The organism is Acrocarpospora macrocephala, assembly GCF_009687865.1.
In the GTDB taxonomy this organism is placed as follows: domain Bacteria; phylum Actinomycetota; class Actinomycetes; order Streptosporangiales; family Streptosporangiaceae; genus Acrocarpospora; species Acrocarpospora macrocephala.
In genome coordinates, this window is the sequence record NZ_BLAE01000073.1 from 19,966 (window position 1) to 36,416 (window position 16,451).

Below are 16,451 nucleotides of genomic sequence, written 5' to 3' on the forward strand. Positions count from 1 at the left end.
CTGGTCGCGCGGGGGCAGAAGAAAGCGGTGGGCACCCGGACCATTCGACTGCAGAAGTGCGGAGGAAGCATCCGCGCGACACTGACCGGCGGCAGGACCGGAGACGTGGTCAGGCTCGAAATCCGGTCTGGCACCGCCAAGTCGGCGAAGGTCCTCAGCGGGCGGACCACAGCGATAACAGCGTCGCTGACCCTGGGCTCTCGGCAAGCGAGATCCTGCGGCACGCCCGCAAAGGGAAGCAAGTCCTGCACGGCATGGTGGCCATCCACATCGGGCGGTCCTCCACCGACAATTCCATGACTGGGTGCGGCTGGCCCAAGCTACGAGACGGACGGCAGGGGGAGCGTCCGCAAGGCTGGCAGGACCTCGGTAGCCAGCGTTTCGACCACACGGGGGCGGGCTTTCGGTGGAGCCGCGACCTGGAGGAGCAGATGCCGTGCCCCGGCGTCGACGAAGCGGGAGAGAAGCTCCACCACCTGGTCGGCCGAGCCCACCGCGAGGTACTTGTCGGCCAATCGGGTGAAGTCCTGGGAGTAGACCTTGCTGACGACGTCGATTCCGGTGTCCCGGGCCCAGCGTGCGTCGGCATCGGCGCACACCCAGATCAGCAGGCCGCTCGTGACCGCGCCGCGCGGCCGGCCGTGCGTCTCGACGGCCCGCGCCAGGTGCTCGTTCCCCTCGGCCAGCCGCGTCGGCGTGAGCATGTAGGGCAACCAGATGTCGGCAAGGGCCGCGGCCCGTTCAATCGCGCTTGGCTTTCGTCCGCCCAGCCACACCGGCAGGCCGTGTTCACCGGCCACCGGCGGGTCCAGCGCGAGCCCGTCGGCGCGGTGCCCGTCATGCTCGACGGTGATGCGCTGCCCGGAGAGCAGGGACCGGATGACGGAGAGGCCACTTTCGAGGCGACGAAAACGGTCCGCAGGGTTCGTGCCGACCGCGATGAACTCGCCGGGGAACTCGCCACCGGCCCCCACTCCCAGCTCGAAGCGACCCCCCGACACCTCGTCGAGTACGGCGGCGAGCTTCGCCAGCAGAACGGGCGGATACAGGGGCGCGATGGCCACCGACGACACCAGGCCGATCCGGTGGGTGGCACCGGCCGCGGCGGCCAGGTAAATGAGACTGTTGGCCGTCGGGCCGTGGAAGAAGAGATGTTCCCCGACACCGACGAGATCGAACCCGGCGATCTCGGCATCGCGCGCGAACCCCGCTATGTCTGCGGTGGTGCCAGTCGACAATCCCACCCGAAGGGTGCTCCTGATCAACCCCGGAACCGCCCCTGCGGCACTCCCGTGACCCCGAGTCCGCGGACGGCGAAGATGCTGCCCGCGAGCGGCCCGTCCTTCGGGTAAGGCACCGGGAGGTCCGGGTTGGCCATCGTGGTCACGAACAGGACATCGAGGTCGGCGCCGCCGAAGGTCACGCTCGTCGGCTTCAGCACGGGCGTCTGGATCCGCCGGTCAAGCGTCCCGTCGGGTGCGTACCGCCGGATCTCGCCGCCGTAGACGGTGGCGCTCCACACATACCCCTCGGCATCGACGGTTCCGCCGTCGGGCTGCCCCTGCCCCGTGACGCCCTTGTCGTCCACGTAGGAGGCGAAGACCCGCTGCCTGCTCAGCTCACCGGTCGCGGTGTCGTAGTCGAATGCGTAGATCTCGTCCGCCCAGCTGTCGGAGCAGTACATCGTCGCTCCGTCGGGGCTGAAACACGGCCCGTTCGTGATGCCGATGTTCGAGTGGACCGTCTTCACCACCAGATCCGGGTCCAGCCGGTACAGCGAGCATCCGGTTTCGATCTTCCCCACGAGCCAGTTCGTGCTCGGATTGATCAAGGCATAGCTCATGGTTCCCGTGATGAAGCGACCCTGCCGGTCGACCTTGCCGTCGTTGAGCCTGGAGGCCGTGGACGGTTCCGGATCGACGAGTTTGGTGAGCTCGGAGCTCTCGAAGTCGAAGGTGTAGATGCCGTCGTCGAGAGTCACCAGGGCTCCGCCGGCCGTACGGAGGCTGATCGCGCCGACCATGCCCGGCATCTTCCACACCTGGATGTTTCCGCCGGCGCCGTCAGCGCGGTAGATGGCGCCTCCGGTGCTGTCCACCCAGTAGAGGCGCTGCTCGTCGACGTCCCAGATCGGGCTCTCGGCGAGCTCCGTGATGGGAGGGACGAACAAGTCAAAGGCCGTCATGATCACATCTCCTGTCGCTTGGTGGTACGAACCGCGGGCCGTGGCGGTTGACGATGGTCGAGAAACTCAGTCGTAGACGCGCTGCGAGCAGATTTTGGCGAATTCGTCCTTGTCGTGCCCAAAGACGATTCGCGCGTCGAAACGCTGCTCCAGGCTCTTGGTGAACCGCCAGCTGCGCCACCAGCCGGGGTGGTCCCGCATGATCCAGCCCTGCGGGATCGGTTCCTCGTAGTTCCGCCGGAGCGGGAACTGGTCGCTCGCGAAGATCCAGTGGCCGTGGTTCCGCAACTCCGCACGCAGCACGAGGAGCCCGTGGGCGTGGCCGGACATCTGGTAGAGGGTGATCCCGTGGAAGAGGTCCCACTTGTCACCGTGAATGGGGACCCAGTTGAAGGTCGGGTCGATGTAGTGGGGCAGGTAGGGACCGAAGTCCTCCCCCGTCGCCACGTTGTAGAAGGCGTTCTTGAGCTCGGTCTCGTGGACGAACACCGGCACGTTCGTGCCCCGGAAGAACTCCAGGCCACCCCCGTGATCCATGTGCAGGTGGCTGATCACGACCGCCTTGATGTCCGACAGCTCGAAGCCGGCCGCGTTCAGGGCGTTGTCGAGCCGGTGCTCCGGCTCGTAGAGCGACGGCGACGCCAGCTCGATCGACTCCTTCGGCCACAGTCCCTCGCGCTCGGGCGCGACGCCCGTGTCGAACAGGATCGGGCCTGCCTTCGGGTGCTCGATGACGTACGCGCTCATGCACTGGGTGCACATCGCGGCCGCGTGCTCGGGATCGCTCGGCATCGCGAGGCCACCCAAATAGAACGGGAGTCCAGCGTCATTGGTCAGCTCGCCGAGACTCAACGGGTAGACGCGAATACCACTGCTCATCAGATGCTCTTTCCTTGGTCGCCGAGAACGTTGACGACGGACTTCGTCCCGGACGTCCCCATGTTGAGTCCCGCGATCTTCAGGTCACCCGGGTTGTTTCCGAGGCGACGGGCGAGGTCGGTCCCGGCCGCCGAGATGCCGCCGTCCACGGCGACGCAGGTGCCGGTGATCATCGCGGGCTCGGGGGCGGCGAGGAAGGCCACGGCCTCGGCGACGTGTGCGCTCGTCGTCGGTTCCTTGAGAGGCTGCAACTGGAGAGCGCGGTCGACGTCACTCTGGTCTCGCCCCTTCATCCACATCGGGGTGATGACCGACCCCGGAGCGACCGCGTTCACGCGGATACGATGCTCTGCGAGCTCGGCGGCGGTGCTCCACGTCAGGTTCTGCACGGCCGCCTTGGCCGCCGAGTACGCCTGCGGACCGGTCCCGCCGTCCCAGGCGGCGATCGAGCACATGTTCACGATCGAGCCCCCGCCACCCTGGGCCAGGAACTGGCGGGTGGCGTGCTTCGTGCCGAGGAACACTCCCCGTGCCAGCACTCCGAACGTGAAGTCCCAGTGCGCCACGTCGAGCTCGTGGATGGGGCCGAACGCGCCGGAGATCCCGGCGTTGTTCACCATGCAGTCCAGCCGGCCGAATCGGTCGACCGCGGTCTCCACGAGGCGGGCCACCTGGCTCTCCACGCTGACGTCGCAGACGACCCCGACGACGTTCTCCTCGTCGGAGGCGCCGAACGCCTCATGCAGCGTGACGGCGTTGATGTCGCCCGCGACCACCTTCCATCCGTCCGCGACGAGTCGTGTCACGATCCCGAGGCCGATACCGCTCGCCCCTCCGGTGACGGCCGCGACCCTTGGTGTTACCTGACTCACTGTTCTGCCTTTCGCATGGCGGATCGGGATGTCGAGCCGGTGTCGACCGTGTCGGGCGAGATCCCCCACGAGCGCAACGTCTGGACCTGTACCTTCTGCGTCACCGTCCGCGGTAACCGCGGGAGCGCCCGGTAGTAGCGAGGCACGGAGAAGTAGGGCAGCCGGTCCGCGCAGAACGCGCGGAGCGTGGGAGCGTCGAGCACTCCCCGCTTGAGCACGACCGCCGCCATGACCTCGTCTTCGCCGAGGTGGCTGGGCACCGCGTAAACGGCGACCTCCGCGACGTCCGGGTGCTGGACCAGGATGTATTCGACGTCGGCTGGCGCGATGTTCTCGCCCGCTCGGCGGATGACGTCCTTGACGCGGCCGACGAAGGCGTAGAACCCGTCACTGTCCCGAACGAGCACGTCGCCGGTCTGGAACCAGCCGTCGACCAGCGCGGCGCCGAAAGACGGCTGGTCATCCAGATAGCCCAGCGGAAGCGTGCCCGCCCCCGCGGGCCGGACGAACAGCTGGCCGGCATCGCCGTCCTGGACCACCAGGCCCGAGGGGTCGCGCAACTCGGCCTCCCATTCGTCGAACAGGGACCCGCAGGAGCCCAGCCTGCGCACGCCGGCGGGCAGCCCGGTGATCAGACCGACGTCGGTGAGGCCGTACATCTCCGTGGTGCGCACCGCGAACCTGTCCTCGAACTCACGCGTGAGTTCAGCCGTGACGCCCGAGCGGCGAACCACGCGTAGCCGGTGCCGGCGCTCTTTGTCGCTGACCGGCGCCTGCACGAGAATCTGCGTGATGGTGCCCAGGGTGCTGGCCACCGTGGCCCGATGTGCCACGATCTCGTCCCAGTACCGCGAAGCGCTGAAGCGCTCGGCGACCACGATCGAGGCGCCTGACATGAGCGATCCGAAGAGGTCGCACATGAGCGCGGCCCCGTGCACGAGTGGCAGGCAGGTGTAGATGACATCCCCCGGCTCGTACGGCATGCACCGAACGGTCGCCGCGGCGAACTGCAGAGCGGACCGGTGGCTGTAGACGACCACCTTGGAACGTCCGGACGTGGTCCCGGAGGTGAGCATGAGGACGGCGGCGTCGTCCGGTCGCGGCAACGCGCGGCCGGCGGACGCGTCCCCCGGTAGCCGGCGCAGCTCGCTCATCGAAATCGCCGGACGTCCCACCAGCTCCGCCGGAATGTCGGCGTTCGAGCCGACGACGACCAGCTTCGGTTCCGCGACCTCCATGACCCGCGCGAGCATCGGCCCGCGATAGTCCACGGTGATCGGGAGCGGGATCGCGCCCGCGACCACGGCACCGAAGAAGACGTCGACGAACTCCGCGGAGTTCGGCAGCATGACGGCGACGTGATCGCCCGGGGCGACCCCGAGGTTCTCCAGCTGACCGGCGGTCTTCCTGGCCCTGGAGAGAACGTCCCGCCAGGGAGCCGTTTCGCCGCCGACGAACGTGATGCCGCCAGGACCCGCCGCGGCGGACTCGAGCAGGGTGACCAGCGTGTCAGGCATCGGCGGTTCCCGACAGGACGAAGTCGATCCGTGCGTCCGCCGCGTTCCGGTGGTCGGCCACGACCTTCGCGCCGATCGCCACCTGGCCCTCCTCGGCGTCCAGGATGTTGGCGATGAGCCGGATTCCCGGCGCGTCGTCGAGTTCGACGAGCGCGATGGCGTACGGCACCCGGTCGCGAAGATCCGGGGTGAACCCATGGCGAGCCCAGGTGAAGGAGTAGATGGTCCCGGCCCCGTCCAAACGCTGCCAGCGCACTGCGGAGTGCTGACATCCCGGACAGAATCCGGACGGAGGCTGGCGAAATCGGCCGCAGTTCGCGCACTGGCACGCGACGAGCGAACCGGCGAGCAATGCCTCCCAGAAGGGAAGCGTGTCCTTCGTCGGGTAGAGCCCGAGCTGAGCGAGTCGTTCCATCGTCTCCATGTCAGCGCACCGCCCGCAGGAGGGAACCGCTCACCGGCAGCGCGGCGGGGCCACCGGTCACCAACGCCACCTCCGCGCCGGCGACCTGGTTGGCGCCTTCGCCGCGAACCTGCCGCACGGCCTCGGTGACCAAGCTGAAGCCGATCAGGTAGCCGTTCGACAGCTGGCCACCGTTGGGGTTCACCGGGATCGCGCCGTCCATCCGGATGTTCCCGTCCAGGACGAAGTCGTTCGACTCGCCGATCGCGCAGAATCCGTAATCCTCCAACTGCAGGAGGACCATCGGTGCGAAGTGGTCGTAGATCATCGCCACATCGACGTCGGCCGGCTTGATGCCGGCTCGCTCATACATCCTCTTCGCGATCCCGCGATGGCCCGACGAGGAGAAGATCTCGTCCGGCATGTTCAGCCACATGATTCCTTGCCCCCAGTCGCCTTCCCCGCCGTGAACCGACGCGAGCACCTCGACGGGCGTCTTCCTGAGATCCCTCGCCCGCTCCAGCGACGTCACCAGGACGACACCCGCCCCCTCTGACTCGACACAGCAGTCGAAGAGGCAGATGGGGTCGCTGATCATCCGGGCGTTGAAGTAGTCCTCGCGGGTCATCGGCTTCGTCATCAGCGAGCCCGGCGTCTTGCGCGCGTTGTCGCGGAAGGTGATCGCCACCTCCGCGAACGCCTCTCTCGTCGTCCCGTACTTGTGCATGTGGCGCTGCGCGATCAGCCCGAACATCTGGGCCGGCGCCACGAGGTCGGCAGGTCTGAGGTAGTCGTCCTCGGGCGACGCGTGGTTGTACAGGGGGCCGCCCCCGACGCCGTCTCGCGCGTACGCGGCGCCGAACCGCGTGCCGATCTGCTGGAACGCCATCGGGCAGGCCACGACTGTGGCCATCCCCGACTGGATCGCCGCGGCGGCGAGTCCCAATGAGCCGGCCGACCCCCCACCGGCACCGGACAAGGACGCGCAGAATGTGATCTCGTCGATGCCGAGGGTCTGGGCCAGCAGACCGGCGTCAACCCCGCCGCGGTAGAACGCGAAGCCGTCCACATCGGTGACGGCGATTCCCGCGTCGTCGCAGGCCGACATCAGCGCTCGGCACGTGAGGTCGACCTCGGTCAAGGGCGCTGACTGGCCTCGGGGCCAAATGGTGGTCTGGCCCACCCCGACGATGGCAATGCGTTGATCTGGCACTGAGAATCTCTCGCTTTCGCCTTTCCCGACCCTCTGGTTGAGGAGCCTAGGTTCCGGCCTCTTGGCATGTCAATCGATTGCATTCGCGTGGCTAAAACAGTTCCCACCATTGGGTGCGGTCGAGTCCGCTGAGTTCGTGGGCCGCGCCGCTGCGCACCGTCCGCCCGGCGCGGAGCACGATCACCTCGTCGGCGACGCTGAGCGCCTTCGTCACGTTCTGCTCGACGAGGACCACTGCCAGGGACTCCAGGCTAGCGAGCCGGCGGACGGAGGCGAAGAGCTGGTCCTGGATGGCCGGCGCCAAGCCGAGTGACGGCTCATCGAGGAGCAGCACCGAGGGCGCGCGCATGAGGGCCATGCCGATGCTGAGCATCCGCTGCTGGCCACCGCTGAAGAGACCGGCCCTGGTGTGGCGCCGGTGCGCGAGCACCGGGTAGTAGTCGAATGCTCGCGCCATCCGGTCCGGCGCGTCTCTCCGCGACCGGGCCGGCGTGGCGAGCAGCAGGTTCTCCTCGACGGTCAAGTCGGGGTAGACGAACCGCTCGGCCGGCACGAACGTCGTGAAGCCCGACCGGAGCGCCGCGGTGGTGGACCCCGCCGCGCAGGTGACCTGGCCCGCCTGCGGCTTCATGAGACCGGCCATGGTCTTGAGGAGGGTCGTCTTGCCGGCGCCGTTGTGCCCCAGCACGGCGAGGACCCGGCCGCCCAGGGCTCTGATCGTCACCTCGTGCAGAACCCGCTTGCGTCCGTATCCGGCGCAGAGCCGGTCACAGGACAGGGGTGGGTCCGTCATGATGCCGCCCCGAAGTAACTGTCGACGAACTCCGGCCGCCCGAGCAGTTCCTCGACGGTGCCGGTGGCGGTCAGCGCTCCCGCCTCCATGAAGAAGACCTGCGTGGCCAGCCGGCTCACCACGTGGAGGCTGTGCTCGACGATGCAGATGGTGTGGCCGTCCGCACGAAGCCGCTCGAGCAGATCCATGATCGTGTCCACCCATCTCTCGTCGACTCCGCTGAGCGGTTCGTCCAGCAGCAGCACCTCCGCTCCAGACGCGAGCGTGCGAGCCAGGGCGACCAGCTTCTGCTCCGCGAACGACAGGTCCCCGGTGGGGCGGAGATCGTCGGCATCGACGCCGACGTACTCGAGCCAGTAACGCGCGGCCTCCCGGGACGACCTCTCCGCTCGCCGGGTGGCTCGCGGGCGCAGCAAGCCACTGGCCAGATCGGAGCCCCGGCGGGCGGGCACGGCCACCGTCACGCTGTCGAGTGGCGACATCGTCGCGAATGACCGCACATCCTGAAAGGAGCGGACGAGCCCCAGCCGCGCGCGGTACGCCGGCGACTTCAAGGTGACGTCCGTGGCACCGATGAACACCCGGCCGCCTTCCACCGGGAGGAAGCCGGTCAGCGCGTTGAACAGCGTCGTCTTCCCCGCGCCGTTGGGGCCGACGAGCGCTGAGATCTGTTGCCGGGGCAACTCGATCGTGACTCCGTCGAGTGCGGCCACCCCGCCGAAATGCTTGCTGAGACCCTCGGCTCGTACGGCCAGCGCACCGGCGCGGGGAGCCGAGGGACTCAGTCCCACCGCAGCGGCGAAAACGTTCGAAACGATGCGAGACCCAGGTCTGCGGCGGATCAGTCCGCCCGGACGCACCAGGATCATCCCGATGAGCAGGACAGCGAAGATGATCTGGCTGTAGAGGCCGGCCCGGTCCGGAGGCATGCCGGCGAACTGAAGCGCACGTGGCAGGACGGTGATCACGACGGCCCCCAGGCACGGGCCGGCCAGCGTTCCCGATCCGCCGACGATGACCATGATGATGATGAGGAGCGTCTGGTTGAAGCTCCACATCGCGGGCGAGGTCACCTGGTTGTAGTAGGCGCTGATCGCTCCGGCGAACCCGGCCAGGCCGGCCGCCAGCGCGAATACCTGCAGCCGGAGGAGCTGGACCGGCATACCCAGGGCACTCGCCGCCGTAGGCTCGTCCCCCACGGCGCGCAGCCGGCGTCCGTAGGGTGATCGGGTGAGATACCAGCAGATGGCGAGTACGCACCCGAACGCCAGGATCAGGTAGGGCAGCCAGTCGGACGGCCGCAGGAGGGTGCTGCCGGCTACGGTCACCTGCTCGATGCCGAGGAGACCGTACGCGCCGCCAAGGTCGGGGGCACTCGTCACGACCCCGGTGAACAGGGCGCCGGTACAGAGCGTGAGCAGGATGAGGAACTCGTCCGCGAGCCCGAGGGACGGGAGTCCGACCAGGACACCGGAGACGAGCGCCAGGCCGGTGCCGATCGCGACACACGTCAGGAAGGGCAGTCCTTGCTGGATGGAGACCCACGTGGCCGCGTACGAACCCACCCCGGCGAACGCGGCGTGCGCCACCGAGATGTGGCGGGTGTAGCCGAGCAGGAGGTTGATCGACAGGGCGAGCACGCCCGCCAGGAGGCAGGCGTTGACCACGTCTATCTGGATCTGGGAGTTCATCCGGTCCCTCCTACTCCGACGGCCGGCCGGGAGGCAGGGCGGCGCCTCGTCGCATGGGCGACGAACCAGCGGCTGGCCAGCGCCGCTCTGAGGACCAGGAGCAGGAACAGCACCCCGAAGATCGCGACCTGGGTCTGGGCCGGGCTCATGAGGTTGAGCAGCATTCGCTCGGTGACTCCGACCGCGAGCCCCGGGACGAGCGCGTGGAAGAAGGGGCGCCCGAGCCCGGTGACGAAGGCGATCACGAAGCCGTAGAACGCCGGAGTGAGACCCATGTCCGGCGTCGCGGACGTGCGGAGCGCGGCGAAGACACCGAGGCCGCCGACGGCGGCGCACCCGAGCGTGAAGACGAGCACGTTCACGTGCCGCGGGTTCACCCCGTGGACCGCGGCCAGTTCCCGGTTCGAGCGAACACCGCGGACCCGGAGGCCGGCACTCGTGGTCACGAGCAGGAGCTGGATCGCCAGGAGCGCGAGCAGCACGTACGCGACCTGCCAGAGGTTGAGCTTCGTCATGGTCACGCCGAGGAGCGAGATCTGCTGGTCGCTGAACCCGCTCACCTTGCGGACACCGCCACCGCTGGAAAGCAGGAGGCGCAGCGCGCCCTCCGCGATGGACATGAGCGCGAACGCGACCACGAAGATGTTGAGCAGCGCACTCGCGGGAGCGGAACGTTCCACCCGGTCGTACAGGCCCGCTTCGATGAGCGCCCCGCTCACACCGCCGGCGACGACACCGGTGGCAACGGCCATCGGCCACGGCAGGACCAGTGAAGCCGCCACCGCCGCGTACGCGCCCAGGAGGTAATTGACGCCGATGGCGAAGTGGAATCGGCCGGTCGTGCCGACGATGAGGATCAACGAGGCACCCAGGAGCGCATAGCCGAGGCCAGCGGCGGACCCCTCGATCAAGGCGCCGACGGTGTCGCGCATGGTGTCAGCCGTCGAGCCGGAAGTCGGAACCCGACACGTCGAACGTGGCCACGGCGACCACCTTGCCGTCCTTCTGCGTGTAGATGCCGGACGGACGCTTGCTGACGGAGTGGGTGGACTTGTCGAAGGAGATCACGCCCGTTTCTGCGCCGCTGCCCCCGTAGACGCTGGGGAAGACGGGGTTCGCCTCGAACGCGGCCAGAAGTTCCGACCCCTTGCTCGGGTCGCCGCCCTTCTCGTTGACCCGGCGTACGCATTCCCACAGCACCAGGGTGTCCTCGTAGAAGTTCGCGGACAGGCTCGTCGGGTCCGTCTTGTACGCGTCCTGGTACGCCTGGGTGAAGTAGCTGCCGAAATCGCTGGTCGCCGTCGTCCCGTCGAAGTAGTCGTAGCAGAAGTGGTAGTTCGTCAGCGCGTCCGAGCCGGCCACCGTCTGGTAGGTCTTCGGCGTGAAGTTCGTCGTGCTGACGAAGACGACGTCCTTGCGGCCCGTCACCGCGTACTGCTTCAGGAACGCGGCGATGCTGACGTCGTCCAGGACCGAGATGATGACCGCGTTCGCCCCGGACGACTCGATCTCGCGTATCTGGGCGCTGTAGTCGCTGTTCGTCGGCGCCGACGACACGTGCGCCGCGGCGCTGAAGCCCGCGGACGTGATCGCCTCGCGCGAGGAGTCCAGCAGCTGCGTCGTGGACGGGCCGAGGTCCCACGTCAGGTGAGCGATGCTCTTGACCTGCGGCTGCGCCTGCTTGAACCACTGGAAAGTGCCCGGATAGATGTCGTCGGGGATGATGATGCGAGCGCCGTAGAAGTACGGCTTGGACTGCGCGAAGGTCCCCGTCCCCCCGGCCCCGTCGAGCGTCAGCATCTGATACTGCGCGATCCCCGGCACCTGTGCTCCCAGGTCGGCGATGTAGGAACAGAGCATCGCGGGCGTCCCCGTCAGCCCGAGATCCTTGGTCGCGTCGATGCCGGCCTGGGGATCGCCACTCTTGTTGTCCTTGTACTGGGGACGCCACTCCAGGGCGCCGGCGCCGGTCAGCTGTGCCACGGCGAGTTCGACGCCGTTCTTCATCTCCGACGCGTAGGCCGAACCAGAGCCGGAAGACGGCAGCACAACGCCGAGGTCGAGTTGCGTCCCCTTGCCCGCGTACTGGTCGATGCGGAGAAATTCTCCGAGCTTGGATGAAGTATCCGCGGTCACCGCGCTACCGGAGCCACCGTCGCCGCAGGCCGCGAGAACCGCGGACCCGCCGACGACCAAGCCGCTCAGCTGCAGAAAGTGTCGCCTGTCGAGACCCCGAGAGTGTCGATTGATGGCCATGTGAAGGGTCCTTCCGGAGTGCTGCGTGGGTCTGCTCCACCGAGTGTCGAGAACCGTACGGCGGCGAAACCGGAGATGTCAATCGATTGCATTGATTGATAGAGTGATACTTAGTGGCCGGAAGCGGCCCAGAGCCTCCGGGACGGTCCCTGAGCGAGTCGGGAGAAGCGCAGTAGATGGCCCAGTTCACAATGAAGCACTTGGCTGAGTCGCTTGGCCTGAACCCCGCGACCGTCTCGAGGGCTTTGGACCCCGACAAGTCGCACCTCGTGGCCGAGGCGACCCGCCTGCGTGTCATTCGCGCGGCTGAGGAGGTCGGCTACACGCCCGACCCGGCGGCCGCCAGCACGCGCCGCCGGCGTTCTTCGACCGTCGGAATCCTCGTTCCCGACCTGGCCAACGAGGCGATCGTCAATGTTCTCCGCGCCGTCGGCGACGTGCTGGAACGCAACGACCTGACGGCTCTCATCGCCGAGTCCGCGGACTCACCGGAGCGCAGCAGAAGGACCCTCGAAAGGTGCCGGGCACGACGCGTCGAGGCCATCATCTCCCTGGCGGCGACGGAAGCCGACGCGGAGCTCATGGCGAGTCTTGCTCGGACGATTCCGACAGTCCTCGCGATCCGGACGCTCGATTCCGTCAAGCTCCCCACGGTGTGCTGCGACGACGTCCGCGGGGCGGCCCTCGTCGCCGACCACCTCGCCGACCTCGGACACACCCGGCTGATCCAGTTGATGGGTCCTCCCGAGGCGGCCACCTTCCGCAACCGGGCGAGGGGCTTCGAGACCGCGGCCAGCCTGCGGGGGATCATGCCGGCTCCGACGCTCTTCGCCGCCCACGCCACGGCGGCCGAGGGTCGCCGGCTGGGTGAGCAGCTCTTCTCCGGACCGCGCGACCAGCTCCCCACCGCGGTTTTCGCCCACAACGACCCGATGGCCCTCGGCCTGATCGAGGCGGCCAGGGTCGCGGGCCTCCGCGTCCCGCACGATCTGTCGGTCGTCGGCTACAACGACACCACCATGGCCCGGGACTTCTCGCTACCGCTCACGACCGTGCGGTACCCGGCGCAGGACGTCGGCACCCAGGCAGGCATCCTCGCCGTATCGCTCATCCAGGGGGGTGCGGCGCCGAAGAAGCCCTTCATCTTCCCTCCGCAACTCGTGGTCCGCGAGTCCACCGCACGCCCCCGGTCCCGCTGACCGTTAGCACTCGATTGCCGAAACTGGACATTCGTCGATGGCCTGGCTCATCAGCGTCACGTCCGACGAGCCCGCGGGGTCGGCGTACCCCTGTCCGTCAACCAGGGAGAACACGCCGGGAGCAAGGCGGACGCAGTTGGCCGCCCCCACGCAGACGTCGCGGTCGACGACAGGGCGCACCACATCACCCATCCGAGAATCCCTTCGATTTCAGGCCGGAGATCGTGACGTCGAGCCGTTCGAGGCCTCGTGTCAGCAGGTTCGGCTGCCAGCTCAGGTCACCGGCGAGCGCCAGGCCCTCCGTACGTCTCAGCAGGATGGGCAGTGCCAGACGAGCCTCGAGACGCGCCAGCGGGGCGCCCAGGCAGTAGTGCGGACCGGACCCGAAGGACGTGTGGGCGCCCGCGTTCGCGCGGGTGAGGTCGAGCACGTCGGGGTCGGCGAAGACCTCGGGATCACGGTTGGCCGCGGACTGGATCAGGAGGATGCGGTCCCCCTCCGACACCCGCGTTCCGGCGACCTCCACATCCTCCAGCGCGACGCGAATGACGGTCTTCGCGGGACTGTCGTAACGCAGCAGTTCTTCGACGGCCAGGCCGGCGTCCACGTCGCCAGACCTCAGCGCGTCGGCGGCCGGAGGGTTGGCGAGCAGCGCCACGACCGAATTGCAGATGAGGTTGGTCGTCGTCTCGTGGCCGGCGAACAGGAGCAGGATGGCGTGGGCCACAATCTCGAGATGCGTGAGCTTGTCCTGCTTGCTTCCCGCTTCGATGAGATGCGAGATCAGGTCGTCGCGTGGGCTGGCCTCCCGCTCGGCGATCAGGTCGGCGATATACGCCGACAGCTCGTCGGTCGCCCGCGCGGCCGACTCATGCCGGTCGGCCACGTCGCTGGCCGCGAACACCAGGGCGGAAAGCCCTTGGGACCATTGTTTGAACCGATCACGGTCCTCGACGGGAACGCCGAGCATTCCCGCGATGACCGTGGCAGGCAGCGGGAAGGCGAAGCGCTCCAGCAGGTCGAAGGACTCGCCGACAGGGAAGGTGTCGACGAACTCGTCGGACAGCTCCACGACCAGGCTGGCCATGTCCTTGACCACACGCGGGCTGAACGCTCGCTGCACCAGCGACCGGAGGCGGCTGTGGTCGGCGCCCTCCTTGAGGCTCATCCACTCCTGGGCGACGCGATAGAAGGTCGCGGCCGCCTGGGCTTCGGGACTTTCCCCGTGCTTGCGCAGGTAGGTCCCCACCCGGTTCGCCGTGAGCCGGGGATCGCGGAGGAGCGCGGTCACGTCACCGTGGCGGGTCGCCACCCATGCCTTGTGCCGGGAGCTCCAGACCAGACCTGGTCCGCGTCGGGTCTCGGCGAGGAACGTGTACGGGTCCGCGATCGCCTCGGGTGCGAGGAGGTCGAGCGATTCCACTGCAGTATTCACATGCTCATCCCAATCGTGTGGTGATGCAAAGAATGCACCGTAATGTCACTTGTCGCGGCATATGTGAAGAATCTCATCGAACAGGTTGTCGGCTGACGGGAGCCAGGCCCGCTCCAGCGGTGGCGAGTAGGGAACGGGACTGAAACGCCCGGCCAGGCGGCGCGGCGGCGCGTCCAGGTTCCAGAAGCCGGACTCGGCGGCCTCGGCGAGGATCTCCGCGGAGATGCCGAACTCGCGGACCGCTTCGCTGTACACGATGATGCGGGAGGTCTTGGCGAGAGAGGCGAGCACGGTCTCCCGGTCCCACGGACTGATGGTCCGCAAATCGACGACCTCGACGGAGATGCCGTGGCCGGCGGCCCGCTCAGCTGCTTGCAGGGCCGTCCAGACGCCCTGCGACGCGCTCACCACCGTGACGTCGTCGCCCTGGCGGGCGATTCGCGCCTTCCCGAGCGGTACGCGGAAATCGAGTTGCGGCTCGAACGCCTCCTTCTCGTACAGCAAGCGGTTCTCGATGAACACCACCGGGTCGGGAGAAGCGATCGCGGACCGCAGCAAGCCGTAGTGGTCCTCGGGAGCGGAGGGCATCACGACGACGAGACCAGGGATGTGGGCGAGCAGCGCCTCAAGGCTCTGCGAGTGCTGGGCGGCCGAGGAGCGGCCCACGCCGTACTGCGTCCGCACCGTGAGTCCGACGCGAGCGGCGCCTCCCGTCATGAAGCGCAGCTTTGCCGCCTGGTTCAGCAATTGGTCCAGGCACACCCCCAGGAAGTCGAGATACATGAGCTCGACGACAGGCGACATTCCGTCCAGAGCAGCGCCGACGGCGGCGCCGATGATGGCCGACTCCGAGATGGGCGTGTCGATCACGCGATCCGGGAATTTCGCCGCGAGGTCACGGGTGAGGCCGAACACGTTGCCGCCCAGACCGACGTCGATGCCGGCGAGGAAGACGCCCGGGTCGTCATCGAGCGCGTCCGCCATCGCCTTCTTCAGGAGGCGGCTCACCCGGGTGCGCGGTCCGCGCTCCGCGAAGCCGGGCGATTCCCGCTCCGGGTAGGTGGCCGCCAGCGGCGACACCATCCGGTCCGGTTCCGGCCATGGGGCCGCCGAGGCGCGGGCGAGGGCGGCGTCGACGAACGCGCGCTCCTCCTGCTCCCACCGATCCACATCCGCAGCCGGCACGCCCCCTTCGACGAGGGCTTCTCGCGCCTGGTCGAGCGGATCCCTGAAGGAGGCGTCGAAGGCCTCGGATCGGTACCGCTGCGGGTCGCCCTCGTAGTGTCCGCGCCGGCGGAGCGTACGAGCGACCAGAAGGGCAGGACGGGAGGTGGACCGCACGACGCTCACCATCCGCATGGCGGCGTCGTGCACGGCGGCCACGTCGTTGCCGTCCACGACCTGCGCCGGCAGGTCGTAGGCCCGCGCCCGTTCCGCCACGGGCACCGGATGCTGGGTGTGGGTCGAGGAGAACTCGGAGTAGCCGTTGTCCTCGCAGACGAGCAGCAGGGGAAGCGACAGGCAGGCCGCGAGGTTGGTCGCCTCGTGAAAGGCGCCGGTGGCCACGGCTCCGTCGCCGAAGAAGGCCACCGCCACCCGCCGTTCCCGCTTCAGCTTCATGGCGAGCGCGGCGCCGCCGGCGATGGGGATGCCCGCACCGACGATCCCGTTGGCCCCGAAGATGCCGAGCCGAGGGTCGGCGATGTGCATGGAGCCACCCATTCCGCCGCAGGTGCCGGTGGCTCGTCCCATCAGTTCCGCGAACATCGCTTCGATGTCGGCGCCCTTGGCGATCGCGTGACCGTGACCACGGTGGGTGGACGTGATCACGTCCTGGCGCCGCAGCGCATGACAGACTCCGACCGCGACGGCTTCCTGGCCCGTGGACAGGTGCACGAAACCAGGGATCTGCCCATCGCGATAGAGACGGGCCGCATGGTCCTCGAACACCCGGATCCTGACCATCGTCCGGAACCGGGCGACCGCGTCCGTCGCGGTTGCGCTCATG

The 16,451-nt window shown here is 68.1% G+C and carries 15 protein-coding genes; 1 reads left to right on the top strand and 14 read right to left on the bottom strand.

Annotated features, from left to right (window positions below):
- Positions 1 to 320: 320 nt before the first annotated feature.
- The 11 genes from Amac_RS44135 to Amac_RS44185 all read right to left on the bottom strand — a co-directional run bounded on the left by Amac_RS44135 (position 321) and on the right by Amac_RS44185 (position 11,689).
- Complete coding sequence (locus tag Amac_RS44135; RefSeq protein ID WP_170322962.1) at positions 321 to 1,244, bottom strand: LLM class flavin-dependent oxidoreductase; 924 nt, start codon at positions 1,242 to 1,244, stop codon at positions 321 to 323.
- 17 nt (positions 1,245 to 1,261) lie between these two features.
- Positions 1,262 to 2,185 carry an SMP-30/gluconolactonase/LRE family protein gene (locus Amac_RS44140; RefSeq protein ID WP_155360424.1) on the bottom strand — a complete coding sequence of 308 codons (924 nt, stop codon included), beginning with the start codon at positions 2,183 to 2,185 and terminating at the stop codon, positions 1,262 to 1,264.
- Between the two features lie 66 nt (positions 2,186 to 2,251).
- Positions 2,252 to 3,064: an N-acyl homoserine lactonase family protein gene (locus tag Amac_RS44145; protein ID WP_155360425.1), complete on the bottom strand. Its 813-nt coding sequence runs from the start codon at positions 3,062 to 3,064 to the stop codon at positions 2,252 to 2,254.
- On the bottom strand, positions 3,064 to 4,005 hold the full coding sequence (locus Amac_RS44150) for an SDR family NAD(P)-dependent oxidoreductase (RefSeq protein ID WP_307729837.1): 942 nt from the start codon (positions 4,003 to 4,005) through the stop codon (positions 3,064 to 3,066). The genes Amac_RS44145 and Amac_RS44150 overlap by 1 nt, the downstream gene beginning before the upstream one ends.
- A complete protein-coding gene (locus Amac_RS44155; RefSeq protein ID WP_155360427.1) occupies positions 3,933 to 5,453 on the bottom strand; it encodes an AMP-binding protein in 1,521 nt (506 codons plus the stop codon). Before Amac_RS44155 ends, Amac_RS44150 begins: the two co-directional genes overlap by 73 nt.
- Complete coding sequence (locus tag Amac_RS44160; protein ID WP_170322964.1) at positions 5,446 to 5,868, bottom strand: Zn-ribbon domain-containing OB-fold protein; 423 nt, start codon at positions 5,866 to 5,868, stop codon at positions 5,446 to 5,448. The genes Amac_RS44155 and Amac_RS44160 overlap by 8 nt, the downstream gene beginning before the upstream one ends.
- A gap of 10 nt (positions 5,869 to 5,878) precedes the next feature.
- Positions 5,879 to 6,997, bottom strand: coding sequence for a thiolase C-terminal domain-containing protein (locus Amac_RS44165; RefSeq protein WP_218041660.1), 1,119 nt, complete (start codon positions 6,995 to 6,997; stop codon positions 5,879 to 5,881).
- A 163-nt stretch (positions 6,998 to 7,160) separates the two neighbouring features.
- Positions 7,161 to 7,862, bottom strand: a complete 702-nt coding sequence (locus Amac_RS44170) for an ABC transporter ATP-binding protein (RefSeq protein ID WP_170322965.1) — start codon at positions 7,860 to 7,862, stop codon at positions 7,161 to 7,163.
- The gene (locus tag Amac_RS44175) at positions 7,859 to 9,553 is read right to left on the bottom strand and encodes a branched-chain amino acid ABC transporter ATP-binding protein/permease (RefSeq protein WP_155360431.1); all 1,695 of its coding nucleotides are present in this window, start codon (positions 9,551 to 9,553) and stop codon (positions 7,859 to 7,861) included. The genes Amac_RS44170 and Amac_RS44175 overlap by 4 nt, the downstream gene beginning before the upstream one ends.
- A complete protein-coding gene (locus Amac_RS44180) occupies positions 9,550 to 10,485 on the bottom strand; it encodes a branched-chain amino acid ABC transporter permease (protein WP_155360432.1) in 936 nt (311 codons plus the stop codon). Before Amac_RS44180 ends, Amac_RS44175 begins: the two co-directional genes overlap by 4 nt.
- Positions 10,486 to 10,489: 4 nt before the next feature.
- Positions 10,490 to 11,689: an ABC transporter substrate-binding protein gene (locus tag Amac_RS44185; protein WP_170322966.1), complete on the bottom strand. Its 1,200-nt coding sequence runs from the start codon at positions 11,687 to 11,689 to the stop codon at positions 10,490 to 10,492.
- Between the two features lie 320 nt (positions 11,690 to 12,009).
- Between Amac_RS44185 and Amac_RS44190 the strand changes: the two genes are divergently transcribed.
- The gene (locus Amac_RS44190; protein WP_170322967.1) at positions 12,010 to 13,008 is read left to right on the top strand and encodes a LacI family DNA-binding transcriptional regulator; all 999 of its coding nucleotides are present in this window, start codon (positions 12,010 to 12,012) and stop codon (positions 13,006 to 13,008) included.
- A gap of 3 nt (positions 13,009 to 13,011) precedes the next feature.
- Here Amac_RS44190 and Amac_RS44195 read toward each other — a convergent pair whose 3' ends face one another.
- From Amac_RS44195 to Amac_RS44205, 3 genes are read right to left on the bottom strand one after another with little or no spacing between them, the layout of a single operon-like run.
- Positions 13,012 to 13,200 (bottom strand): ferredoxin, encoded by a 189-nt coding sequence (locus tag Amac_RS44195; protein ID WP_246269089.1) that lies wholly within the window; start codon positions 13,198 to 13,200, stop codon positions 13,012 to 13,014.
- The gene (locus tag Amac_RS44200; protein WP_155360435.1) at positions 13,193 to 14,443 is read right to left on the bottom strand and encodes a cytochrome P450; all 1,251 of its coding nucleotides are present in this window, start codon (positions 14,441 to 14,443) and stop codon (positions 13,193 to 13,195) included. The genes Amac_RS44195 and Amac_RS44200 overlap by 8 nt, the downstream gene beginning before the upstream one ends.
- Positions 14,444 to 14,488: 45 nt before the next feature.
- On the bottom strand, positions 14,489 to 16,450 hold the full coding sequence (locus Amac_RS44205) for an alpha-ketoacid dehydrogenase subunit alpha/beta (protein WP_155360436.1): 1,962 nt from the start codon (positions 16,448 to 16,450) through the stop codon (positions 14,489 to 14,491).
- Position 16,451 lies beyond the last annotated feature (1 nt).